The 21,343-nt window shown below is 76.7% G+C and carries 23 protein-coding genes and 1 riboswitch; of the genes, 5 read left to right on the plus strand and 18 right to left on the minus strand.

Annotated features, from left to right (window positions below; all coding sequences use genetic code 11):
- Nucleotides 1-57 precede the first annotated feature (57 nt).
- From AC3WUG_RS09645 to AC3WUG_RS09660, 4 genes are read right to left on the minus strand one after another with little or no spacing between them, the layout of a single operon-like run.
- A complete protein-coding gene (locus tag AC3WUG_RS09645) occupies nucleotides 58-798 on the minus strand; it encodes an energy-coupling factor transporter transmembrane component T family protein (protein ID WP_492327443.1) in 741 nt (246 codons plus the stop codon).
- Complete coding sequence (locus AC3WUG_RS09650) at nucleotides 795-2,561, minus strand: ABC transporter ATP-binding protein (RefSeq protein ID WP_492327444.1); 1,767 nt, start codon at nucleotides 2,559-2,561, stop codon at nucleotides 795-797. Before AC3WUG_RS09650 ends, AC3WUG_RS09645 begins: the two co-directional genes overlap by 4 nt.
- Nucleotides 2,554-3,177, minus strand: a complete 624-nt coding sequence (locus tag AC3WUG_RS09655) for an ECF transporter S component (protein ID WP_492327445.1) — start codon at nucleotides 3,175-3,177, stop codon at nucleotides 2,554-2,556. The genes AC3WUG_RS09650 and AC3WUG_RS09655 overlap by 8 nt, the downstream gene beginning before the upstream one ends.
- The gene (locus AC3WUG_RS09660) at nucleotides 3,170-3,832 is read right to left on the minus strand and encodes a YkoF family thiamine/hydroxymethylpyrimidine-binding protein (protein WP_492327446.1); all 663 of its coding nucleotides are present in this window, start codon (nucleotides 3,830-3,832) and stop codon (nucleotides 3,170-3,172) included. The genes AC3WUG_RS09655 and AC3WUG_RS09660 overlap by 8 nt, the downstream gene beginning before the upstream one ends.
- 55 nt (nucleotides 3,833-3,887) lie before the next feature.
- A riboswitch (TPP riboswitch) is annotated at nucleotides 3,888-3,996 on the minus strand.
- A 46-nt stretch (nucleotides 3,997-4,042) separates the two neighbouring features.
- On the opposite strand from AC3WUG_RS09660, the gene ybaK reads away from it, so the two are divergent.
- Nucleotides 4,043-4,540 (plus strand): Cys-tRNA(Pro) deacylase, encoded by a 498-nt coding sequence (gene ybaK, locus AC3WUG_RS09665; protein ID WP_492327447.1) that lies wholly within the window; start codon nucleotides 4,043-4,045, stop codon nucleotides 4,538-4,540.
- A gap of 30 nt (nucleotides 4,541-4,570) precedes the next feature.
- Here ybaK and AC3WUG_RS09670 read toward each other — a convergent pair whose 3' ends face one another.
- Nucleotides 4,571-5,392, minus strand: coding sequence for an ABC transporter permease (locus AC3WUG_RS09670; RefSeq protein ID WP_492327448.1), 822 nt, complete (start codon nucleotides 5,390-5,392; stop codon nucleotides 4,571-4,573).
- Nucleotides 5,389-6,381 (minus strand): ABC transporter ATP-binding protein, encoded by a 993-nt coding sequence (locus tag AC3WUG_RS09675; protein ID WP_492327482.1) that lies wholly within the window; start codon nucleotides 6,379-6,381, stop codon nucleotides 5,389-5,391. The genes AC3WUG_RS09670 and AC3WUG_RS09675 overlap by 4 nt, the downstream gene beginning before the upstream one ends.
- Before the next feature lie 85 nt (nucleotides 6,382-6,466).
- Between AC3WUG_RS09675 and AC3WUG_RS09680 the strand changes: the two genes are divergently transcribed.
- From AC3WUG_RS09680 to AC3WUG_RS09695, 4 genes are read left to right on the plus strand one after another with little or no spacing between them, the layout of a single operon-like run.
- Nucleotides 6,467-7,498, plus strand: a complete 1,032-nt coding sequence (locus tag AC3WUG_RS09680; protein WP_492327449.1) for a helix-turn-helix transcriptional regulator — start codon at nucleotides 6,467-6,469, stop codon at nucleotides 7,496-7,498.
- Between the two features lie 49 nt (nucleotides 7,499-7,547).
- The gene (locus AC3WUG_RS09685; RefSeq protein ID WP_492327450.1) at nucleotides 7,548-8,321 is read left to right on the plus strand and encodes a YggS family pyridoxal phosphate-dependent enzyme; all 774 of its coding nucleotides are present in this window, start codon (nucleotides 7,548-7,550) and stop codon (nucleotides 8,319-8,321) included.
- The gene (locus tag AC3WUG_RS09690; protein ID WP_492327451.1) at nucleotides 8,318-8,686 is read left to right on the plus strand and encodes a YidH family protein; all 369 of its coding nucleotides are present in this window, start codon (nucleotides 8,318-8,320) and stop codon (nucleotides 8,684-8,686) included. The genes AC3WUG_RS09685 and AC3WUG_RS09690 overlap by 4 nt, the downstream gene beginning before the upstream one ends.
- A complete protein-coding gene (locus AC3WUG_RS09695; protein WP_492327452.1) occupies nucleotides 8,683-9,057 on the plus strand; it encodes a DUF202 domain-containing protein in 375 nt (124 codons plus the stop codon). Before AC3WUG_RS09690 ends, AC3WUG_RS09695 begins: the two co-directional genes overlap by 4 nt.
- Nucleotides 9,058-9,076: 19 nt before the next feature.
- Here AC3WUG_RS09695 and AC3WUG_RS09700 read toward each other — a convergent pair whose 3' ends face one another.
- The 12 genes from AC3WUG_RS09700 to ilvN all read right to left on the minus strand — a co-directional run bounded on the left by AC3WUG_RS09700 (nucleotide 9,077) and on the right by ilvN (nucleotide 21,340).
- Nucleotides 9,077-9,475 carry a YccF domain-containing protein gene (locus AC3WUG_RS09700; RefSeq protein ID WP_492327453.1) on the minus strand — a complete coding sequence of 133 codons (399 nt, stop codon included), beginning with the start codon at nucleotides 9,473-9,475 and terminating at the stop codon, nucleotides 9,077-9,079.
- Between the two features lie 100 nt (nucleotides 9,476-9,575).
- Nucleotides 9,576-10,652, minus strand: coding sequence for a lipoate-protein ligase LplAB (gene lplAB, locus AC3WUG_RS09705; protein WP_492327454.1), 1,077 nt, complete (start codon nucleotides 10,650-10,652; stop codon nucleotides 9,576-9,578).
- A gap of 10 nt (nucleotides 10,653-10,662) precedes the next feature.
- Nucleotides 10,663-11,472 carry a 23S ribosomal RNA methyltransferase Erm gene (gene erm, locus AC3WUG_RS09710; protein ID WP_492327455.1) on the minus strand — a complete coding sequence of 270 codons (810 nt, stop codon included), beginning with the start codon at nucleotides 11,470-11,472 and terminating at the stop codon, nucleotides 10,663-10,665.
- A gap of 251 nt (nucleotides 11,473-11,723) precedes the next feature.
- Nucleotides 11,724-12,602, minus strand: a complete 879-nt coding sequence (locus tag AC3WUG_RS09715; RefSeq protein ID WP_492327456.1) for an NAD(P)-dependent oxidoreductase — start codon at nucleotides 12,600-12,602, stop codon at nucleotides 11,724-11,726.
- A 69-nt stretch (nucleotides 12,603-12,671) separates the two neighbouring features.
- The gene (locus AC3WUG_RS09720) at nucleotides 12,672-13,517 is read right to left on the minus strand and encodes a sensor domain-containing protein (protein ID WP_492327457.1); all 846 of its coding nucleotides are present in this window, start codon (nucleotides 13,515-13,517) and stop codon (nucleotides 12,672-12,674) included.
- 39 nt (nucleotides 13,518-13,556) lie between these two features.
- Nucleotides 13,557-14,729 carry a glycerate kinase gene (locus AC3WUG_RS09725; protein WP_492327458.1) on the minus strand — a complete coding sequence of 391 codons (1,173 nt, stop codon included), beginning with the start codon at nucleotides 14,727-14,729 and terminating at the stop codon, nucleotides 13,557-13,559.
- An 89-nt stretch (nucleotides 14,730-14,818) separates the two neighbouring features.
- Nucleotides 14,819-16,474 carry a citramalate synthase gene (gene cimA / locus AC3WUG_RS09730; protein ID WP_492327483.1) on the minus strand — a complete coding sequence of 552 codons (1,656 nt, stop codon included), beginning with the start codon at nucleotides 16,472-16,474 and terminating at the stop codon, nucleotides 14,819-14,821.
- Between the two features lie 266 nt (nucleotides 16,475-16,740).
- A complete protein-coding gene (locus AC3WUG_RS09735) occupies nucleotides 16,741-17,850 on the minus strand; it encodes a branched-chain amino acid aminotransferase (protein ID WP_492327459.1) in 1,110 nt (369 codons plus the stop codon).
- A 102-nt stretch (nucleotides 17,851-17,952) separates the two neighbouring features.
- The gene (locus AC3WUG_RS09740; protein WP_492327460.1) at nucleotides 17,953-18,996 is read right to left on the minus strand and encodes a 3-isopropylmalate dehydrogenase; all 1,044 of its coding nucleotides are present in this window, start codon (nucleotides 18,994-18,996) and stop codon (nucleotides 17,953-17,955) included.
- Between the two features lie 44 nt (nucleotides 18,997-19,040).
- Complete coding sequence (locus AC3WUG_RS09745; RefSeq protein ID WP_492327461.1) at nucleotides 19,041-19,610, minus strand: ASCH domain-containing protein; 570 nt, start codon at nucleotides 19,608-19,610, stop codon at nucleotides 19,041-19,043.
- A gap of 134 nt (nucleotides 19,611-19,744) precedes the next feature.
- On the minus strand, nucleotides 19,745-20,773 hold the full coding sequence (gene ilvC, locus AC3WUG_RS09750; RefSeq protein WP_492327462.1) for a ketol-acid reductoisomerase: 1,029 nt from the start codon (nucleotides 20,771-20,773) through the stop codon (nucleotides 19,745-19,747).
- Nucleotides 20,774-20,815: 42 nt separating this feature from the next.
- Entirely contained in the window at nucleotides 20,816-21,340 is a 525-nt protein-coding gene (gene ilvN, locus AC3WUG_RS09755; protein WP_158374595.1) for an acetolactate synthase small subunit, read from the minus strand.
- Nucleotides 21,341-21,343: the final 3 nt, after the last annotated feature.

Below are 21,343 nucleotides of genomic sequence, written 5' to 3' on the forward strand. Positions count from 1 at the left end.
GGTTGCGCCCGGGCCTCGGTGGCCGGAACCGGCGACCTCGGCCGCGGGCGGGCGCCGTCAGAGGCGGGCGGCCAGCAGGAGGACGAGCGCCAGGGCGCCGAGCACGCCGGACGCGAGGGCGGCGTCTCCCGCGCCCAGCGGGACCGGGCGCCAGATCGTGCGCGGGCCGGCGGCCAGGCCGCGCGACTCCAGCGCCAGCGCGACCCGCTCGGACGCGCGGATCGACGCGACCAGCAGCGCGAACGCCGACCGGGCGAGCCCGCGCCACCCCTCGCGCGGCCGGCCGTCCCGGCCGAGCGGGGCGCGGACCAGCTGCGCCGCCCGGATCGTCGCCCACTGCCGCGGCAGCCCCGCGAGCATCCGGTGGCCCGCCAGCAGCGCGTACGCGTACCGCGGGCTCAGCCGCGCGTGCCGGACGAGGCTCACCATCAGGTCCCGCGGCGGCGTGCTCGCGAGGAACGCGACGGTCGCGACCCCGATCACGCACCCGCGCAGGGCGAGCGCCGCGCCGACCACCAGGCCCTCGTGCGTCACCCGGAACGGCCCGCCGGCGACCAGGACGGCGCCGGGCCGGCTCATCGCGTTGACCAGCAGCACCCCGACGCCGAACGTCCAGAACGGCACCTGGGCGAGCAGCAGCCGCCGGCCGCCCACGCCGGCGCCCCACCGGGCCGACATGAGCCCGAGCAGGTACAGCGCCGCGAGCGCGGCCGGCTCCAGCAGGGCGAGGGTCGCGAGCGACACCGTGACGACCAGCAGCAGCTTGACGGTCGGGTTCCGGGCACCGAGCGCCGTCACCGGACCGGCACCCCCGCCGGGTCGGGCGCGCCGGCCGGGTCGGGCGCGCCGGTCGCGCGCAGGGCGCGGGCGTCCAGCGCGGCGAGCGCGCCGCGCAGCCGGCCCGCGTCGCCGACCAGGTCCGCAAGCCGGCGCAGGAGCCGCGACGGCCGCAGCCGGGCGGCGGCGAGGAGGCGCGGCTCGCGCAGCAGCGCGAGCGGGTCGACGTCCGCGACCAGCCCGCCGTCGGCGACGACCAGCACCCGGTCCGCGACCGACGCCACCGCCCGCAGGTCGTGGCAGGTGAGCAGCACGGCCCGACCCGCGCGGGCCGAGTCCGCGAGCGCCCGCAGCACGTCCGCGGTCCCGTGCCGGTCGAGCCCGAACGTCGGTTCGTCCGCCAGCAGGACCGGGCGGTCGTGGACGAGCATCGCGGCCAGGCTCAGCCGGCGCTGCTCGCCGCCGGACAGCCGGTGCGGGTCCCGGTCGGCGAGCGCGGCGAGGCCGAAGCGCGCGAGCGCCGCGGTCACCCGGTCGTCCGTCGCGGGGCCGGGCGGCAGCCCGACGGCGACCTCCGCCGCCACCGTGCGCCCCGCGAGCTGGTGCTCGGGGTTCTGCACGACCAGCGCGGGGCGCGCGCCCTCGACGACGCCCGCGAGCGGGGGCAGCACGCCCGCGAGGGTGGCGACGAGCGTGGACTTGCCCGAGCCGTTGGCCCCGACGACCGCCACGACCTCGCCGGCCCGCAGCCGCAGGTCGACGTCGCGGAGCACGGGCTGCGCGGCGGGCCGGCGGCGGGCCGCTCGACCCGCGGGCCGCCGTCCGACCGCGAGCCCCCGGGCGGAGAGCAGCACCTCCCCCCGCCCGGCGGCCGCCGGGGCGCGCGACGGCGGCGCCCCCGCGACCAGCGCCGGCAGCAGGTCGAACACCCCCGGCTCCCCGCCCGCGTCCCCGAGCGCCACCGCGAGCTCGACGTCCTCGGGCAGCCAGCAGCCGCGGGCGAGCAGCTCGCGCCCCGCGTCCCGGGCCACCTCGGCCGCGGGACCGTCGTGGGTGACCCGGCCGTCGGCGGACAGCACCAGCCACCGGCCCGGCAGCCCGGCCACGCCCGCGTCCCCGGCGAGCGCGTCCAGCCGGTGCTCGACCAGCACGCACGCCGCGCCCGTCGACGCCCGCGCCGCTGCCAGCGCCCCCCGCACCGCCGCGACGCCGTCGGCGTCCAGCATCGACGTCGGCTCGTCGAGCAGCAGGAGCCGCGGCCGGGTCACCGCCGCGGCCGCGAGCGCGACCCGCTGCAGCTCGCCGCCGGACAGCGCGTCCGTGCGCCGGCCGGCCAGGTGCGCGGCGCCCGCGGCACCGAGCGCGGCCGCCACCGCCGGCCCGATCGCGGCGGGCGGCGTCCCGAGGTTCTCCAGCGGGAAGGCGACCTCGTCCGCGACGTCCGCCAGGCAGACCCCGGTCTCGGGGTCCTGCGCGAGCACCCCGACCACGTCCGCGAGCGCCGCGACGCCGTGCTCCGCGACGGACCGGCCCGCGACCGCGACCCGCCCCGAGACCCGCGCGGGCACCGCGTGCGGGACGGCGCCGTGCAGGCAGCGCAGCAGCGTCGACTTGCCCGCGCCGGACGGGCCGAGCACGAGCACCTGCTCCCCCGGCGCGAGCCGCAGGTCGAGCGGGCCGACGCCCGCGCCGCCGTCCAGCACCGCCTCGAGCCCGGCGACGTCGAGGACGGCCGCCGGGTCGGCCGCCGGGTCGGCGCCCGGGTGCGCCGCCGGCTCAGGCACGGCGCGCCACGGGCTCACGCGCCGCGGCCGCCGCGCGCCCGATCGCGAACCCGTCCAGCACCCCGGTGCGGTGCAGGGCGTCCACGATCACCTTCGCCAGCAGCCCGCCGAGGACGACGCCCGACGCGGCCTGGAGCACGAGCCGCAGGACGAGCACGTCCTGCCCGTACCAGCCGAACCGGAACGCCGACCACCCGAACACCAGGGTCGCGCCGAGCAGCCCCGAGGCGGCGAACCGGGCCCAGCCGAACCGCCGGTACCGCCCGAGCGCGAACGGGATCTCGCTGCCGAGGCCCTGGAGCAGCGCGGCGACGACCAGCAGCGGCCCGACCGGCGACCCGAGGAACACCACCTCGACCACGGAGGCCAGCACCTCGGCGAGCACCCCGACGCCGGGCCGCCGGATGATCGCGACCGCGATCGGCGCCACGAGCAGCCAGCCGCCGAGCAGCACGTGCTGCGCGAGGTCGCCCGCCGGCCCCATCAGCACCGCGAGGCCGTTCCACGCCTGGACCAGCGCCCAGTAGAGGAACCCGAACACCACCCCGAGGACGACCATGAGCACGATGTCCTTCATCGCGAGCGGCCGCCGCCCGCCCGGGAGGCGCTCAGCCACGGGACCGGGTCGGGCTGTTGAGCGAGAAGGTCACGTGGCTGGTCACGTGCTGGACACCGCGGCCGACCCGCGCCCACGCGCCGACGACGGTCTCCACGAGCGCCCCCACGTCGCCCTCCAGCCGCGTGACGAAGTGCTCGGAGCCCCGGAACGTCCCGTTGTCCCGCGCCAGGGCGATCGCCGCCTCGATGTCCCGCATGTGGTCGGGCTCCACCCCGGCCCGGACGTCGTCGGCGAGGGGGTACAGCGCCCACTCGGCCGCGCCGGACCGGCCGGTGCGCCGGCCCGGCGGCAGCGCGACCGCGCGCGGGCCCGCGCCCCCGGGCAGGTCGCACCGCACCTCACCCGGGCAGCCGCGGGACAGGTGCAGCGTGACCGCCGCGTGCTCCCCGGTGGCGGCCACCGCGTCGACCAGGTCCGTGAGGTACCGCTGCAGGTCCGCCTCGTCGCCGCCGACGTAGGTGCTCACGTCGCCGGTCTGCACGACCAGGCCGTCCGTGGCCACGGAGCCGAGCACGCCGAGGATCGTCTCGGCGTACCGGTCGGACATCACCGCGACGGTGACGCGGGCGCCGACCCCGAACCGGAGCGGGTCGGCCACCAGGTCGGCGGCCTCCGCGGGCCGGGCGGGCGTCGACGGCGGTGTCGGGATCATGCGTCCTCCTGTGCTGGTCGGATCAGCACGGGAGGACGGCGGACGGGTGCCCGGCATCCTGCGAGATGTCGCTCCCTGCGCTGGCATGATCCAGATCAGGTTCTACGGTCGGAGTTCGAGTACTCCCTCTCAGCCCGGCTCACCGGACTCCCGTGCTCACCCGCACGCTAGCAGCACCGCACCGCGGGGGTCGCGCCCTAGGCTGGCCCCGTGAGCAGGTCCAAGAACGCGCGGTCCGGGACGCCCGCGCTGGTCGCGCTGGCCGCCGCCGGGGTCCCGCACACCGCGCACGCGTACGACCACGACCCCCGGAGCACGGTCGGCTACGGCCTGGAGGCCGCCGAGGTGCTGGGCATCGACCCCGAGCAGGTCTACAAGACCCTCATGGCGTCGGTCGACGGGACGCTCACGGTCGCGGTGGTGCCCGTCGCGGGGAAGCTCGACCTCAAGGCGCTGGCCCACGCGGTCGGCGGCAAGAAGGCCGTGATGGCCGACCCCGCCGCGGCGGAGCGCGCCACGGGGTACGTGGTCGGCGGCATCTCCCCGCTCGGCCAGAAGACCGCGCACCCGACCGTCGTCGACGAGACCGTGCAGCTGTTCGACACGGTGTTCGTGTCCGGCGGCCGCCGGGGCCTCGACGTCGAGCTGGCCCCGGACGACCTGATCCGGCTCACCTCCGCGACGGTGGCGGACATCGCGCGCGGCTGACCGCCCGCGCCGTCCGCCACCGCGCCGTCGCTACCGCGCGCTCCGCGCCAGCGTCCGCACCCCGACCAGCAGCCCGAGGCCCGCGGTCAGCACCGCCGCCACCGCGCCCCACGCCACCGTCGAGGACGCCAGGTCACCGGCGAACAGCGCGCGCTCGGCGTCCACCACGTACCGCAGCGGGTTCACGTCCGCCGCGACCTGCATCCACCGCGGCCCGGTCTCCAGCGGCAGCAGCATCCCGGACAGGATGAGCAGCGGGAACAGCAGCGTCTGCTGCACGGCCCAGAACATCCAGTCCTGCTTCCGGACGGCGATCGCGAGCGCGTAGGACAGCGACCCGATCCCGACGCCGAACACCGCGAGCAGCACCAGCCCCAGCAGCGCGCCGGCCGGGCTGAACGAGAACCCGAACGGCAGCATCACCGCCACGACGACCACCGACTGCGCGACGATCGGCACCATCTCCTTCCACGACCGGCCGACCAGCTGAGCCGACCGGGCCAGCGGGGTGACGAGCAGCCGCTCGTGCGCGCCGGTCTGCATCTCGAACAGCAGGTTCGCGCCGGTCGTCGACGTGCCGAACAGGGTCGTCATCACGAGGATCCCGGGCACGAACCAGGCCCAGACGTCCCCGCCGGGCAGCCCGTCCCCGACGGACCCGGCCAGCAGCGGCCCGAACAGCGCGAGGAACACCACCGGCTGGATCAGCCCGAACACGACGGAGAACGGGTCGCGCAGGGTCGGCAGGAGCTCGCGGGTCATCACGAGCCAGGCGTCGCCCCACCACGAGCGGGTCGCGTCGCGCGCGGGCAGGGTCTCGGCGGTCGGGGCCGGGGTCGTCGTCGCGGTCATGCCGCCACCTCCACGGGGTCGGTCGAGCGCGCGGCCCCCTCCTCGCGGAGGCTGCGGCCGGTGAGGGTCAGGAAGACGTCGTCGAGCGTGGGCTGCTGGCCCTCGGCCCGGGCGACGGCGAGCCCGCGGGCGCCCGCGGCGGCGAGCACGGCGGGCAGCGCGGTGGGGGCGTCGGCGACGCGGGCGCGGACCTCGGCCCCGTCGACCTCGACGTCGCGGGCGCCGGGCGCCCGGGCGGCGACCTCCGCGAGCGCCGGCGCGTCCGCGGGGTCGGCGGCCGCGAGCACCAGCCGGTCCCCCGCGAGCGTGTGCTTGAGCGCCGCGGCGGTGTCGTCCGCGATCACCCGGCCCTCGTCCACGACCACCACCCGCTCGGCCATCTGGTCGGCCTCGTCCAGGTAGTGCGTGGTGAGCACGACGGTCATCGCGTGCCGCTCCCGCAGCCGGAGGATGTGCTCCCACAGGTTCGCGCGGTTGTGCGGGTCGAGCCCGGTCGACGGCTCGTCCAGGAACAGCAGCCGCGGGGCGTGCACCAGCCCGAGCGCGACGTCGAGCCGGCGGCGCTGCCCGCCGGACAGGTCGGACACCTTGCGGCGGGCGAGCGGCTCGAGGTCCAGCTGGTCCATGAGCTCGGCGGCCCGGAGCCGCGCGTCCCGGCGGTCGAGGCCGTAGATCGTGCCCTGCACGACGAGCTCGTCGGCGGCGCGCTGCGCGTGCCCCGCGCCGTTGCCCTGGCCGACGTAGCCGATCCGGCGGCGCACGGTGCCCGGCTCGCGGGCGACGTCCGCCCCGGCGACCTCGGCGGTCCCGGCAGTCGGCGCGATCAGCGTGGTGAGCATCCGGATCGTGGTGGTCTTGCCGGCGCCGTTCGGGCCGAGCACGGCCACGAGCTCGCCCGGCGCGATGTCGAGGTCCAGGCCGCGCACGGCGTGCACCGTCGGCCCCTTGCCCCCGGCGAAGTCCTTGGTCAGTCCCCTGGTGCGGATCATGGCGGGTTCCCCTCTGCTGGTCATGCCCCCACGGTGGCGGGGGTAGCGGTCAGTTCCTGTCCGCTACCGGGAGCAGACTGGCCCCATGACCGCGATCCCCGACCTGGCCGACGCCCCGGCGACGCCGTCGTCGCGGCTGCTCGCCCTGCTGTCCCTGCTGCAGACCCGGCGCGACTGGCCGGGCGACGTGCTCGCGGGCCGGCTGGGCGTCAGCCCGCGCACGGTCCGCCGGGACGTCGACCGGCTGCGCGCGCTCGGCTACCCGGTGCACGCCACCAAGGGCCCCGACGGCGGGTACCGGCTCGCGGCCGGCACCGCGATGCCGCCGCTGATGCTCGACGACGAGCAGGTGGTGGCGCTGACCGTCGCGCTGCAGACCGCCACCACGGGCGTCGACGGGCTGGACGAGGCCGCAGCCCGGGCGCTGGCCACGCTGCGCCAGGTGCTGCCCGCGCGGCTGCGGGCCCGGGTCGAGGGGCTCGACCTGACCGCCGTGCGCCGGCCGGCCGACCCCGCCGAGGAGCACGTGGACACCGAGCGGCTGATGGCGGTCGGCGCCGCGATCCGGGCGCGGGAGGTGCTGCGGTTCGACTACGCGGCCCCCGCGGCCGACGGGACCGCTGCCCGCGACGCGCCCGCCGGCCCGCCGCGTCGGGTCGAGCCGCACCACCTCGCGACCCGCGGCCGCCGCTGGTACCTCGTGGCCTGGGACCTGGACCGCCGCGACTGGCGGACGTTCCGCGTGGACCGGCTGCACCCGCGCACCCCGACGGGGCCGCGGTTCGAGCGCCGGGACCTGCCCGCCCCCGACGTGGCGGCGTACCTGCAGCAGCAGTTCGCCGGCGTGACGCAGCCGTGCCGCGGCGAGGCGGTGCTCGACGCGCCGGCGTCGCTCGTCGCGCGCTGGTCCGGGCCGGCGGACGTGGTCGAGCCCCTCGCCGCCGAGCGGTGCCGGGTCGTCGCCGGCTCGTGGTCCTGGGTCGGGCTGGCGGCGTGGCTCGGGATGTTCGGCGCGCCGCTGCGCGTCGTGGGGCCGCCGGAGCTGCGGGCGGCGGCGCGGGAGCTCGCCGGGCGGTACGCGGCCGGCGCGGGCGAGCCGGGGCCGGGCCCGGCCTGACCGCCGGGCGCCGCCGTCCGCCGGGGCGCGAGCGATTAGGGTCGGGCACATGACGACCGGGGCGACCGAGCTGGCGGAGCGGCTGGCGCGCGTCCGGGCCCGGATCGCGGCCGCCGAGTCCGCCGCGGGGCGCCCGGCCGGCTCGGTCCGGCTGCTGCTCGCCACCAAGACCCAGGACGCCGTGACGGTGCGCGCGGCCGTGCTCGCCGACATCGCCGGCGCCGCCACCACCGCGGGCGCGGCCCGCCGGGCGCTGCTGGGCGAGAACCGGGTGCAGGAGCTGGTCGCCAAGGGCCCGGAGCTCGCCGACCTCGCGCCCGAGGTGCACCTCATCGGGCCGCTGCAGTCCAACAAGGTGAACGCCGCGCTGCGCTGGGCCACCTGCGTGCAGAGCGTCGACTCCGCGGGCCTGGCCGACCGGCTCGCGCGCCGGTGCGCCGACGACGACCGGACGCTCGACGTGCTGGTGCAGGTCAACGTCTCCGGCGAACCGACCAAGCACGGCGCCGCGCCGCAGGACGCCCTCGACGTCGTCCGGGCCGTCGCGGCCCACGACCGGCTGCGGCTGCGCGGCTTCATGACCGTCGGCGCCAACACCCCCGACGAGCGGGCCGTGCGCGCCGGGTACGCCGCGCTGCGCGACCTGCGGGACAAGGTCGCGGGCAGCGGCGAGCCGGGGACCTGCGACGCCGTCGAGCTCTCCATGGGGATGAGCCGCGACCTGGAGGCCGCCGTCGCCGAGGGCGCGACGATCGTCCGGGTCGGGACGGCCGTGTTCGGGGCCCGCCCGGCCCCCGCGGCGCCCGCGGGCCCGGACGCGTGAGCGCCCCCGACCGCCGGTTCCCCCGGCGCGTCTACGCCCGCGGCACCGAGCCGGACGGCCGGTTCTCGCTCGCCAACGAGCGCACGTTCCTCGCCTGGGTCCGCACGGCGCTCGCGCTGCTGGCGGGCGGCGTCGCGCTGGAGGCGCTGGACCTGCCGGTCGAGCCGCGCCTGCGCCTCGCCGCCGCGGTGCTGCTGATCGCCCTGGGCATCGCCGCACCCGTGCAGGCGTGGGTCGGCTGGGCGCGGGCCGAGCGGGCGCTGCGGGAGCGGCGTCCTCTGCCGGCGCCGGCGTTCAGCGGGCCGCTCGCGGTGGGCGTGGCCCTGGCGGGGGTGCTGGTGCTCCTCGGGCTGCTGCTCCGGTGAGCGCAGCGGCCGCCGCCCCGCCCGGCGCGCAGCCCGAGCGCACCGCGCTCGCCTGGCGGCGCACCGCGCTGTCGGTGGCCGTGGGCTCGCTGGTGGCCGGCCGGGTGCTGGAGCCGTGGGCCGGGCCGGGCGTGTGGGCGCTCACGGTGCTGGGGCTGGCCGGAGCGCTGGCGCTGGACCGGGCAGGCGCGCGCCGCGCCGTCGCCTGGGCCGGGGTCGTGGACGACGCGCACCCGGACCGCGGGCCCGGCGCCGCGCCGCCGCCGGGCGCCCGCACCCCGGGCGGCGGGGCGCTCGTGGCGACCGCGCTGGCGGCGGCGGCGCTGGGCGTGGCGGCGCTGGTCGCGGTGCTGCGGCACGCCGCGGGCTGAGCCGCGGCGCGGGCCGGGCTCAGTGCCCGTACGCCACGAACGCCCGGTCGGTCGGCACGATCTCCTTGCCGAGCGGCACCAGCGACACCGGGATCATCTTGAGGTTCGCGATCGCCAGCGGGATGCCGACGATCGTGATCGCCTGCGCGAGCGCCGTGGTGAGGTGCCCGATCACGAGCCACCAGCCGGCGACCAGGATCCAGATGACGTTGCCGATCGTCGACATCGCGCCGGCGGTCGGCCGGTCCACGATCGTGCGGCCGAACGGCCACAGCGCGTACGACGCCATCCGGAACGACGCGATGCCGAACGGGATGGTCACGATCAGCACGCAGCAGACGATGCCGCCCACGACGTAGCCGAGCGCGAGCCAGATGCCGCCGAACAGCAGCCAGATGATGTTGAGGAGCGCCTTCACCCGTCCAGCGTGGCAGGTCGCGGCCCGCCGGCGCATCCGGGGTTCCCCCGACGCGACCCTGGTCCTGGGGCGGGCCGGGCCCGGATCGGGGCCGGGCGCGTCACGGCACGCGCGCGGTCCACTCCGGGTTGCCGAACTTCTCCTCGACGAGCTGCTGCGCCCGCTCCAGCTCCTCCGGGCGCAGGTCGCCGTCGACGGTCCGGTACCGCGACCGGAAGTGCGCGATGAACGCGTCGATGACCTGCTCGCGCGGCAGGCCGGTCTGCGACCGCACGGGGTCGACCCGCTTGTTCGCGCTGGTCGTGCCCTTGTCGGACAGCTTCTCGCGGCCGATCCGCAGCACCTCGAGCATCTTGTCCGCGTCAATGTCGTAGGCCATCGTCATGTGGTGCAGCACGGCCCCACCGGCCAGCCGCTTCTGCGCCGAGCCCGCGATCTTGCCCGCCGGGGAGGCGATGTCGTTCAGGCCGGAGAAGGTCGCCGTCACGCCCACGTCGGCGAGCGCGCCGATCACCCAGTCGTCGAGGAACCGGTACGACTGCTCGAACGACAGCCCGTCGACCAGCGACGCCGGCACCACGAGCGAGAACGTGATGCAGTTGCCGGCCTCCATGAACATGGCGCCGCCGCCGGAGATCCGCCGGACCACGGTCACGTCGTGCTTCGCCACGCCCTCGGGGTCGACCTCGTTGCGCAGCGACTGGAACGAGCCGATGAACACCGCGCGCTCGTCCCACTCCCAGAACCGCAGCGTCGGCCCGCGCCGGCCCGCGGCCAGCTCCTCGGTGAGCACCTGATCCAGCGCGCCGAGCACGGCGGGCGGCAGCGGCCCGGGGTGGATGAGCTCGAACGTGTGGTCCTGCCAGGACGTCGCGTGGCCGAGCGCGCGACGCACGGCGATCGCCACGGCCTCGGGCGTGAACCCGACCATGTGCACCGGGGCGTCGAACCGGCCGTCGGCCTCGGCACGGCGCAGGCCGTCCTCGATCGCCGTCGTCAGGTCGGCGACCCGCGCGTCGGCGGGCCGGCCGCGCAGGGACTCGTCGATGACCGCCAGGGCGGCGTCGGGCTCGAGGAAGAAGTCGCCGCTGACGCTCACCTCGGTGAGCGCCCCGCCTGCCACCTCCACGTCCGCTGCCACGAGCTTGCCACCGGGGACCTTGTACTCGCCACGCACGGTCCCGATCCTAGGCCCCTGACCGGCGTGGTCGCCGGTGGACGGAGGTCCCGGCCCTGCGCCGGGCACCGAGCGCCCGCCACAGCGCCGCCCACTGCGCCGGGCCCAGGTCCCGCGGCAGCGCGCGCTCAGGCACCCCCGCGTCCGCGAGCGCCCGCCGGGCGGCGCGCGCCGGAACGCCCGCCGCCCGCGCGAGCACCTGGTCGAGCCCCCGGCCCGCCCCGGTGAACACGGCGCTCACGAACCGCTGGTAGCCGTCGCGCTCCGGCGGGTCGACCAGCGGCTGCTCCCGCCGGACGACGGTCAGCAGCCCGCCGTCGACGGACGGCCGCGGCCGGAACGCCTCGGCGGGCACCCGCCCGTGCAGCGCGACCTCGAACCACGGGTCGGTCTGCGCGGTCAGCAGCGTCCGCCCGCCGACGCCGGCGCGCTTGCGGGCCACCTCCCACTGCGTGAGCAGCACCGCGTGCCGCCACCGGCCGTGGTGCAGCAGCCGGCGCAGCAGCGGCGTCGTCAGGTGGAACGGGATGTTCCCGACCACCACCGGCCGGTCGAGCGGCACGCGCAGGGCGTCCGCGCACAGCACGGTGGCGCCGGGCACGCGGGCGCGCAGCCGGTCGGCGCGGCGCGGGTCGACCTCGACCGCGAGCACGTCGCGGCCGAGGCCGGCGAGCGGCCGCGTCAGCGCGCCGTCCCCGGCGCCGATCTCGAGGACGGGACCGTCGGTGGCGCCGACCAGGCGGACGACGGCGTCGACGGTCGGACGGTGGTGCAGGAAGTTCTGGCCGAGCTCGTGCCGGCCGCCGTGGGGGTGTCGCACGGGAGGTGCTCCAGTCGCAGGCAGGACGGAGCACCCGGAGGGGCGGAAGCGACGGTTCGGCCCGGCCCCGGGTGCTCGGGGCATCCGGAGGCGGCGGCCGGTGTGACGTCCGGCCGCGCTCAGGCGGACCGGGGGCGTGCGACGGCCGCGGCGGCCGTGCTGTTCAGCGTTCCCATGCGGGCGACGGTACGGCGCGCCCGGGCGGGGGCGCACGGTGTTTTCAGCGGTAGACGTCCGCGCGGGCCCCGGGGTCAGTCCGCCGCGGAGGTGTAGTACGTCGCCGCCATGTCCTCGTCGGTGCGGCCCTGCGCGGCGGCGCGGTCGAGGCGGGCCGAGAACGCCTCGGCGCCGTCCAGGTGCAGCCCGCGCTCGCGCGCCGCCGCGGCGATCAGGCGGGCGTCCTTGCCGGACGTGCCGACGGCGAACGCCGCTGGGCTGAGGCGGTCCTCGCGGATCAGGTCGGTCTTGACCCGGAGGAACGGGGTGTCGAGCGGACCGCCGTCGAGCACCTCGAAGAACCGGTCGGGCTCCACGCCCAGCGCCTCGGCGAGCGCGAGCACCTCTCCCGCGGCGTTGGCCACGGTGATGACCCAGCTGTTCACGACGAGCTTGAGCCGGGTCGCCGAGCCCGCGGCGGCGTCCTCCCCGGTCCACACGGTCCGCGCGCCGACCGCGTCGAGCACCGGGGCCACGACCTCCCGCGCGGCGGGCGGCCCGGCCGCGATCACCACGAGCGTGCCCGCCTCGGCCGGCTGCCGGGTGCCGGACACGGGCGCCTCGACGAACGTCACGCCGAGCTCGGCGGCGAGGTCCGCCAGCACCGGGGTGTCGTCGACGCCGACCGTGGTGGACTGCAGCCACACGGCGCCCGGACGCAGGCCGGACGCCGCCTGCCGGACCACCTCGGCCACCGCGGCACCGTCGTGCAGCATCGTCAGCACGACGTCGGCGCCGTCGACGGCCTCGGCCGGCGTGCCCGCCACCGTGGCGCCGTCCGCGGCCAGCGGCTCGGCCTTCGCCGCGCTCCGGTTCCACACCCGGACGGTGTGCCCCGCCCGCAGCAGGTTGCGCGCCATCGCCGCGCCCATGATCCCGGTGCCCAGCACCGCCACCGTCCGTGCGTCGCTCATGGGGCCATCCTCGCCCCGGTGGGCGCGGCGGCCCAGCGGGGGCGGCGGCCCAGCGGGGCGGCGGCCGGGTCAGCCGAGGCCGGCGAGTGCCCGCTCGGCGCTGCTCCGGGCGACGCCCGCGAGCGTGGCCGGGTCCGCGGGCTCGGCCTCCGGGTCCACGCCCGAGGCCGTCGTCGTCACGAGCGCGTTGCCGGCGAGGGCGGTCACCTCGACCTCGGGGCTGGTCGCGCCCTCGGCCGACAGCGTCAGGGTGCGCAGCACCGTCGGCACGGCGCCGCGGTCGGTCGTCGGCGGGTCCGCGGTCCACGCGCCGCCGTCGGTGCCGGGGTTGGTCTGCTGGTAGGCGTCGCAGTCCTCGAGCGTGCCGACCAGCGCGTCGAACGCGGCCTGCGCGGCCGCCGCGTCGGGCAGCACCAGGACGGACTGGATCACGGTCACCGCGTCGTCGCTGGCGAACCGGCGCAGGAACACGTCCGGCTCCCGCTCGGTGGTCGTCACCGCCGGCGTGCAGGCGGCCGGGTCGACCGCCGAGCGCTCGGGCAGGCCCCACTGCGCCTCCGCGGCGTCCGCGAGCGACTGGCCCGCGGCCATCGGCACGGCCTCGGCGAGCTCGGCGTCGGTGAGGAACAGCGCGGGGGCGGAGTCGGCGTCGAAGGCGGCGGCGCCGGACGCGGGGCCGGACGTGGCCGTCGGCGACGTCTGCCCGGTCGAGGTCGGCGAGGCCGAGGCCGTCGAGTCGGGGGCCGCCGCACCGGGCGCGGGCGCGGGCACCCACGGCCGCCAGGCGAGCAGCACGCCCGCGGCGAGCGCCAGGACGAGGGTCAGCAGCCAGGGCCAGGCCCGGTCGCGACGCGGCGGCGTCGCCACCGGCGCGGGGTCGGGGGCGGCTGCGGGCGGGCGCGCGGGCTCCGTCATCGGGTTCTCCCAGGGCCGGGGGCGCTGTCCCGCGCCACGCTATTGCGAGCCGCCACCCGGCGCGAGGGGGCGGCGTGCCGCGGCGACGAGGCGCGTGACCTGCGCGGCCGTCGCGGTGAGGTGCGCCGCGGTGGTCGCGGGGTCGAGCGCCTCGGCGAGCGGGAGCGGCCGCGGGTGCACCGGCAGCACGGCGTCGAACGGGCCGCCCGGGTCGCCCGGGTCGAGGACGACCGCGCCCGCGAGCGCCACGACCGCCGCCCCCGCCGCGCGCCCGAGCGCCGCCACGCCCGCCGGGGTCTTGCCGCGCGCGGTCTGGGCGTCGAGCCGCCCCTCGCCGGTCAGCACGAGGTCCGCACCGGCGACCGCCTCCGCCAGCCCGACGGCCCGCGCCAGGTACCCGAACCCGGGCTGCCGCGCGGCGCCGAGCGCCAGCAGCGCCGCACCCAGCCCGCCCGCGGCCCCGGCGCCCGGCCGGTCCGCCACGGGGTGCCCGTGCGCCGCGAGCGCCGCGCCCCACGCGGCCAGCCGGTCGTCGAGGTGCGCCACTTGCTCCGGCGTCGCGCCCTTCTGCGGCCCGAACACGTGCGCCGCGCCGTCGGGGCCGTGCAGCGGGCTGTCGACGTCGGTCAGCACGACCAGGTTGACGCCGCCGAGGTCCGGCAGCGCGTCGAGCGCGCCGAACCGCCACAGCGGGTTGCCCCCGGCCCCGGACGCCGGCACCGGGTCGCCGGCGTCGTCGCGCACCCGGGCCCCGAGGGCGATCAGCAGCCCCAGCCCGCCGTCGGTGCAGGCCGTGCCGCCGAGCGCGACGACCACCCGGCGCGCGCCGCGGTCCACCGCGTGCCGGACCAGCAGGCCCAGCCCCGCCGAGCCCGCACGCGGCGGGAGGTCGGCGCCGACGTCGACCTGGGCGAGGCCGACGCACGAGGCCGCCTCGACGACCGCGGTCGGCCCCGGCGCCTCGTCCAGCAGTGCGTACACCGCGTCCACCGGCCGCCCGACCGCGTCCACGACCCGCGCGACCACCCGGGTCGCGCCGGCGCCGGCGCCGGCCAGCAGCGCGTCCACGGTGCCCTCGCCCCCGTCGGCGACCGGCAGGACCCGCACCGCCCCGCCGGGATCCGCGGCACGCACCCCGGCGGCGACCGCCTCCCCGGCGTCCGCGCTGGAGAGGCACCCCTTGAACGCGTCCACCGCGACGACGACCCTCACGGACACCAGCATGCCGAACACCGAGCCTGCACGTCCGGCCTCTGCGGGCGCCCTGGCGCGCAGACCAGGGACGGAGACTCGGCGATGAGTCAGCGCGGGGTGATGCCCCGGTTGCGCAGGCCCCAGATCGCCGAGTCCGTCAGCGCCTCCCAGGACGCCTCGATCAGGTTCGGCCCCACGCCCACGGTGCTCCAGGCCGTCTGCCCGTCCGTGGTCTCGATGAGCACCCGGGTCACCGCGTCGGTGCCGTGCATGGCGTCGAGGATGCGCACCTTGAAGTCGATCAGCTCGAACGCCGCCAGCTCCGGGTACACCCGCTGCAGCGCGAGCCGCAGCGCGTGGTCCAGGGCGTTGACGGGGCCGTTGCCCTCGCCGGTCGCGACGATGCGCTCGCCGCCGGCGTGCAGCTTGACGGTGGCCTCGGCCGTGGCGGGGGTGCCGCGGGAGCCGGCGCGCTCGACGATCGCCCGCCAGGACTCGACGCGGAAGTACGCCGGCCGCGCGCCGTCGACCTCCTCGGCGAGCAGCAGCTCGAACGACGCGTCCGCGGCGTCGTAGGTGTAGCCCTGCGCCTCGGCGTCCTTGACCCGGTTGGTGACGCGGGTGAGCACCTCGTCCTGCCCGGCGAGGTCGAAGCCGAGCTCGCGGCCCTTGAGCTCGATCGAGGCGCGGCCGGCCATCTCGGACACCAGCATCCGCATGTCGTTGCCGACGGCCTGCGGGTCGATGTGCTGGTAGAGGTCGGGGTCGACGCGAATCGCCGAGGCGTGCAGGCCGGCCTTGTGCGCGAACGCGCTCGCGCCGACGTACGGCTGGCGGGCGAACGGCGCGATGTTCGTGATCTCGCTGATCTGGTGCGCGATCCGGGTCATCTCGCCCAGGCCGCCGGGGCGGTCGGCGGGCGGGACCAGGACGCTGCGGCCGGTCTTGAGCTCGAGGTTGGCGACGGTCGCGAGCAGGTCGGCGTTGCCGGTGCGCTCGCCGTAGCCGTTGACGGTGCCCTGCAGGTGCACGGCGCCGGCCTCGACCGCCGCGAGCGAGTTGGCGACCGCACAACCCGAGTCGTTGTGGGCGTGCACGCCGAGCCGGGTCAGGGCGTCCGCGGTGCCGAGCGCGGCGCGCAGGTCGCGGACCACCTCGGTCACCTGGAACGGCAGCATCCCGCCGTTGGTGTCGCACAGCACGACGGTCTCGGCGCCCGCCTCGACGGCCGCGAGCACGACGTCGCGCGCGTACGCCGGGTCGAACCGGAAGCCGTCGAAGAAGTGCTCGGCGTCGACGACGACCCGGCGCCCCTCCTGCACGAGCAGCCGCACGGAGTCGGCGACCATCGCCAGGTTCTCCGCGCCCGTGGTGCGCAGCGCGCGCTCGACGTGCCGGGAGTCCGACTTGGCGACGAGCGTGACGACCGGCGCCTCGGAGTCGAGCAGCGCGCGCAGCTGGGGGTCGTCCCACGCCCGCACGCCGGGCTTGCGGGTCGCGCCGAACGCGGCGAGCACCGCGTGCCGGAGGTCGAGCTCCTTGGCGGCCCGGGCGAAGAACTCGGTGTCCTTCGGGATCGCGCCCGGCCAGCCGCCCTCGATGTAGCCCACGCCCAGGTCGTCGAGCAGCGGCGCGATGGCCAGCTTGTCGGCGACCGAGAGGTTCATGCCCTCCTGCTGGGCGCCGTCGCGCAGCGTGGTGTCGTACACGTCGAACGCCGCGGGCCCGCCGGGGGCGGGGTGGGCCGCGCCGCCGCGGGGCAGGGTGGCGGGGGCGTCGGAGGCGGTGGGCTCGGTCACGGGAAGTGCTTCTCTCGGCGAGGGGACGAGGCGAGCTGCCGGGGTGCGCGCCGGGTCGGCGTGCGGGTCGAGCAACAAAAAGACCCCCCGGGTTCGGGAGGTCGGCGCGTCCGCGGGGGTGGGGCGGACGCGCTAGGCGATGACGATCGGGAGGGCCATGCGCTCATCGTGGCACACGTCACGCCCGGCGTCAGCCCCGTCCACCTCGCGGGACGGGGCCGCCGCGCGCCTCAGACCAGGCGGTGCATCCAGCCGTGCGGGTCGGCCGCGCGGCCGTACTGGATGTCCGTCAGCCGCTGGCGGATGCTCTGCATGACCGGGCCGGCCTCGCCGTCGCCCACGGTGACGTCGAAGTCGCCGCCGGCGAGCCGGCCGATCGGGGTCACGACCGCGGCGGTGCCGCAGGCGAACACCTCGGCGACGCTGCCGTCGCGCAGGCCGTCGAGCAGCTCGGCCAGCGGGATGTCCCGCTCCGTGACCTCGCGGCCGTCCTCGGCGAGCAGCTGCAGGATCGAGGAGCGGGTCACGCCCTCGAGGATCGAGCCGGTGAGCCGCGGGGTGGACACCGAGCCGTCGGCGCCGACCACGAACACGTTCATGCCGCCGAGCTCCTCGAGCAGCGTGCCGGTGGCGGCGTCCAGGAAGCACACCTGCTCGCAGCCGCGGGCGTACGCCTCCTGCTGCGGGAGCAGGCTCGCGGCGTAGTTGCCGCCGCACTTGGCCGCGCCGGTGCCGCCGGCCGCCGCGCGGGAGTAGTCCTCGGACACCCAGATCGACACCGGCTTCACGCCGCCCGCGAAGTACGAGCCGACCGGCGACGCGATGACGAGGTACTCGGCCTGCATCGACGGCCGCACGCCCAGGAACGCCTCGGAGGCGTACATGAACGGCCGCAGGTAGAGGCTGGTCTCCTCCCCCGACGGGACCCAGTCGACGTCGGTGCGCACCAGGGCGGTGACCGACGCGAGGAAGTCCTCGGTGGACAGCTCGGGCAGCGCGAGCCGCCGGGCGGAGCGCTGCAGCCGCTCGGCGTTGGCCTGCGGGCGGAACGTCCACACGGAGCCGTCGGCGTGCCGGTACGCCTTGAGGCCCTCGAAGATCTCCTGGGCGTAGTGCAGCACCGCGGTGGCGGGGTCGAGCAGCAGCGGGCCGTACTTCTCGACCCGGCGGTCGTGCCAGCCCAGGCCCTGCGTCCAGGAGACGCGCGCCATGTGGTCGGTGAACACGGTGCCGAACTTCGGCGTGGCGAGCAGCGACTCCCGCTCGGCGTCGGGCGTCGGGGTGTCGGTGGGACGGACCTCGAAGGTGGAACCGAGGTCGGTCGTGTCGGAGATGCTCATGTGTCTGCGGCCTTTCACCAGGAGTCTGATCTGACGGTACCTGGGCGACGGCCGGGGTGGGACGGGCGCGGGGCGCGACGCTGCGCCCCGAGCGGGCGGCGACTAGCCGGCGATGCGCGCGGCGAGGTCCTTGCCCACCTCGGCCGTCGACCGTACTCGGCCCCCGCGCTCCGCCACGTCGGCCGCGACGGCGGCCTCGACGCGGGCCGCGGCCTCGCGCTCGCCCAGGTGCTCGAGCAGCAGGGCGACGGACAGCACCGTCGCGGTGGGGTCGGCCTTGCCCTGCCCGGCGATGTCCGGGGCGGAGCCGTGCACCGGCTCGAACATGCTCGGGGCGGTGCGGTCCGGGTTGATGTTGGCGGACGCGGCCAGGCCGATGCCGCCGACGATCGCGCCGGCGAGGTCGGTGAGGATGTCGCCGAACAGGTTGTCCGTCACGATGACGTCGAACCGGGCCGGGTCGGTGACCAGGAAGATCGTCGCCGCGTCCACGTGCAGGTAGTCGACCGTCACGTCCGGGAACTCGGCGTTCACGGCCTCGACGGTGCGCCGCCACAGGTGGCCCGCGTGCACGAGGACGTTGTGCTTGTGCACCAGCGTGAGCTTGCGGCGGGGCCGGGCGTTCGCGCGGGCGAACGCGTCGCGCACCACCCGCTCGACGCCAAACGCGGTGTTGACGCTGACCTCGTTGGCGATCTCGTGCGGGGTGCCCACGCGGATCGCGCCGCCGTTGCCGACGTACGGGCCCTCGGTGCCCTCGCGGACGACCACGAAGTCGACCTCGCCCGGGTCCGCCAGCGGCGAGGCCACGCCGGGGTACAGCCTGGCCGGGCGCAGGTTCACGTAGTGGTCCAGGGCGAACCGCAGCTTGAGCAGCAGCCCGCGCTCCAGCACGCCGGACGGCACGCTCGGGTCGCCGATGGCGCCGAGCAGGATCGCGTCGTGCGAGCGGATCGCCTCGAGGTCCGCGTCGGTCAGCGTCTCGCCGGTCGCGTGCCAGCGGCGCGCGCCCAGGTCGAAGTCGGTCGTCGTGACCGTGCTGCCCGAGCCGGACAGGGCCGCCTCCAGGGCGAGGAGACCCTGCTCCACGACCTCGGTGCCGATGCCGTCACCCGCGACGACGGCCAGGTTGATGCGCTGCGCCATGCTTGCCACCCTAGTGAGTCGTCTTACGAATCGGGACGACCGTCTCAGGCCTCGGACGGCGTCGTAGGGGCGGCCCGGTCGCCGGGCCGCGGGTACAGCAGCTCGAACCGCTCGACGACGACCGGAGTCGCGTCGGAGAGCTCCGCGCCCAGCGCCGCGAGCACCGGGCCCCACGCCTCCTCGCGCTCCGCGCGCCAGGACGCGAGCGTCCGGTCGCCCTCCCCCTCGGCCGCCGCGACGTCCTCGCCCACCCCGCCGAACGGCACCGTCTCCACCCGCGTGGTGCGGATCAGCGCGCCGGGACGGCCGGCGGCGTCGGTGACGATCGAGAGGTCGCCCTTCACCGGCAGCGGCTCGTCGGCGTGCTCGAACTCGGGCAGGGCCGTCGACGTGGCGGTCTTGGTGCCGTCGAGCACCAGGGCGAGGGCCGCGTCCGCGAGGGCGGGGGTGTCCCCGAACGCCCAGGACGGCGGCACCAGCGACCCGGCGATCCCCGGCCCGGTGACCGCGGCGACCCGCATCACCCCGGCGCGCACCCGGGCGACCTCCCAGAACCGGAGGACCTCGTCGGGGTGCGTGCTGTCGGCGGCGGGCGTGGCGGCGTCGTCGGTCATGCGGCCCATCCTCCCGGACGCGAACAGAAACCACGACGCCGAGATAGGACCGTCCCGCCGAGGTAGGACCGTGGACGGCCCTACCTCGGCGCGGAGGTCCTACCTCGGCGCGCGAGCGTCGAGCAGTCGGCGGGTCAGCGCGCGGCGGAGCCCTCGACGTAGTCCGTGTCGGACGGCTTCACCCAGGCGAACAGCTTGCGCAGCTCGCGGCCCACGGGCTCGATCGGGTGGTTCTGGCCCTTCTCGCGGAGCTCCTTGAACTCCGGCGCGCCCGCGTCCTGGTCCGTGATGAACCGCTCGGCGAAGGCGCCGTTCTGGATGTCCGCGAGGACGGCCTTCATGTTCTCCTTCACGTCGGGCGTGATGACCCGCGGGCCGGAGACGTAGTCGCCGTACTCGGCCGTGTCGGAGACGGACCAGCGCTGCTTGGTGATGCCGCCCTCGAAGATGAGGTCGACGATCAGCTTCAGCTCGTGCAGCACCTCGAAGTACGCGACCTCGGGCTGGTAGCCGGCCTCGGTCAGCGTCTCGAAGCCGTACTGGATCAGCTGGGACACGCCGCCGCAGAGGACGGCCTGCTCGCCGAACAGGTCGGTCTCGGTCTCCTCGGTGAAGGTGGTCTTGATGCCGGCCGCGCGCAGGCCGCCGATGCCCTTGGCGTAGGACAGCGCGAGGTCCCAGGCGGAGCCCGACGCGTCCTGCTCGACGGCGACGATCACCGGCACGCCGCGGCCGTCGACGTACTCGCGGCGCACGAGGTGGCCCGGGCCCTTGGGGGCGACCATGACGATGTCGTGGCCGGCCTCGGGCTTGATGTAGCCGAACCGGATGTTGAAGCCGTGGCCGAAGACGAGCGCGGCGCCCTCGGTCAGGTTCGGGGCGATCTCGTCGCGGTAGATGTGCCGCTGCACCTGGTCCGGCGCGAGGATGACGACGACGTCCGCGCCCCGGACGGCCTCGGCCACCGTGGCGACCTTGAGGCCCTCGTTCTCCGCCTTGGCGCGGGAGGCCGAGCCCTCGCGGAGGCCGACGGTCACGTCGACGCCCGAGTCGCGCAGGTTCAGCGCGTGCGCGTGCCCCTGGCTGCCGTAGCCGATGACGGCGACCTTCTTGCTCTGGATGATCGACAGGTCGGCGTCGTCGTCGTAGAACAGCTCAGCCACGATGGTTCTCCTTGTGTGTGCGGGATCGTGCGGACGGACGGATCAGGCGGACCGGCTGACGCGCTCGAGCGCGCGGTCCGTGATGGAGCGGGGCCCGCGGCCGATGGCCACGATGCCGGACTGGACGATCTCGCGGACGCCGAACGGCTCGAGCGCCGCGAGCAGCGCGGTGAGCTTGCCCGGGCTGCCGGTGGCCTCGATGGTCACGGTGTCCGGGACGACGTCGACGACGTGCGCCCGGAACAGCTCGACGACCTCGAGCACCTGGGTGCGGACGGCGCCCTCGGCGCGCACCTTCACCAGCAGGAGCTCGCGCTGCACGGAGGCGGCGTCCTCGAGCTCGACGATCTTGATCACGTTGATCAGCTTGTTCAGCTGCTTGGTGACCTGCTCCAGGGGCAGGGCGTCGACGTCGACCACGACGGTGATCCGGGAGATCTCGTCGTGCTCGGTCGGGCCCACCGCGAGCGAGTGGATGTTGAACGACCGGCGGGCGAACAGGCCCGCGACGCGGGTCAGCACGCCGGGCTTGTTCTCCACGAGGACGGAGAGGGTGTGACGGCTCATGAT

The sequence above is a fragment of the Cellulomonas sp. EB106-03-03-XG116 genome (assembly GCF_058792015.1).